1 protein-coding gene and 1 pseudogene are annotated in these 1,400 nt (G+C 50.1%); one reads left to right on the forward strand and one right to left on the reverse strand.

The window, feature by feature from the left end:
- The first annotated feature begins 69 nt into the window (after window positions 1-69).
- Window positions 70-870: an IS5 family transposase gene (locus F6K63_RS36885; RefSeq protein WP_502708413.1), complete on the forward strand. Its 801-nt coding sequence runs from the start codon at window positions 70-72 to the stop codon at window positions 868-870.
- Here F6K63_RS36885 and F6K63_RS36890 read toward each other — a convergent pair.
- Window positions 838-1,400, reverse strand: a pseudogene (locus F6K63_RS36890) (IS701 family transposase); the annotation flags it as partial. The gene F6K63_RS36885 and the pseudogene F6K63_RS36890 overlap by 33 nt on opposite strands.

Below are 1,400 nucleotides of genomic sequence, written 5' to 3' on the forward strand. Positions count from 1 at the left end.
TAGTAGTCGAAGTCGCCATGGAGTCTGAAGACATGTAAAATTTCTCCTCAAAAAGCCAAGGAGGAAAACATGTCCCGAAAAGCCTATCCAAGCGATGTAAGCGATGCGCAATGGCTACTGCTCGAACCGTTGCTGATAGCAATCCTACCGAAAAGTACTCGAGGTAGAAAACGCCAGATAGAGCTGCGAGAAATCGTGAATGCAATCTTCTACGTTCTGCGTAGCGGATGCTCGTGGCGAATGTTGCCCCACGATTTCCCAGCATGGCAGACTGTATATGGTTACTTTCGACGCTGGTGCAAGAGTGGCATCTGGGAAGAACTGAACGATGCCCTCGTTGAGGCAGTCAGAGTTGAATCGGGTCGAGAAAGTGAGCCAACCGCTGCGATTCTCGACAGTCAAAGCGTCAAAACAACCTCAGTGGCAGGTGAACGTGGCTTCGATGGCGCAAAACTGGTCAAAGGACGAAAACGACATATTCTCGTTGATTGCATGGGGCTTATCTTAGCCGTCTATGTTCATAAGGCCTCTATCGATGAGCGTGCTGGGGCGAAGACCCTTCTTCAGCGAGCCAAACAGAAGGGCTTTCGTCGTCTCCTACTTATTTGGGCTGATGGTGGCTACAGCGGGCAGCCCATGATTGACTGGGTTTTCTCCGCTACCGGTTGGCTTTTTGAAGTCATTAAACGCTCCGACGATGTCAAGGGTTTTCAGCTTCTACCCCGTCGCTGGGTTGTTGAACGCACTTTCGCTTGGCTTGGCAACTTTCGACGCCTTAGCAAAGATTATGAGGTTTTACCTCAGCTCGACTTTATACCTTTTCGGCACGTTAACAAGTTAATAAATAGCAGAAGAAAGCAAGTGGCGTAGCTTTGGCGGCTTGCATTTCCAGACATTAGTAGAATCTGCTGGTGTCTGGAAAAGTAAGTGCTGCCACAAGTGGCATCGAAGGATAGCGATTATATCATGGAAAGTGGCATGAGATTTGGGGTACCAAGCGGCCTGCGGTAGAGGGAGTGGCTGTTTGCCAAAGAGAGCATAGACCATCAGAACAACGATACTGAAAATGCCAAAGAGAGCAGGAGTGGTTCGCTCAATGGCGTTGTCGCTCCACTGTCGCTGAGTTTCGATACCAAGGTGAGCTCTGCCGACTTCAAAAGTGACCTCAATGGCCCATCGCTTGACGAAAGAGGCAATGATAGAACGAGGGGCTTGATGAATATCGGTAGAGAAGAAGGCAACCGGTTCATGCACTCCAGAGGGGTCTCGAACCAAGACCCACCGAAGCAGTAGGGGCCGTGTGCCAGTCGAGTACCAAAATGAAACATCTGAGACCCAGTCGATGACCTCGGTCTTACCGTTATACCACTTGACTCGACCTCGCTGCCAGTCGGTTGCTT

Origin of the sequence: Moorena sp. SIO1G6 (genome assembly GCF_010672795.1) — a bacterium.
GTDB classification, from domain to species: domain Bacteria; phylum Cyanobacteriota; class Cyanobacteriia; order Cyanobacteriales; family Coleofasciculaceae; genus Moorena; species Moorena producens.

What these genes read in the sequence shown, in the direction of transcription:
- F6K63_RS36885 (WP_502708413.1), top strand. Translation starts at nt 70, where the DNA reads ATGTCCCGAAAAGCCTATCCAAGCGATGTAAGCGATGCGCAATGGCTA.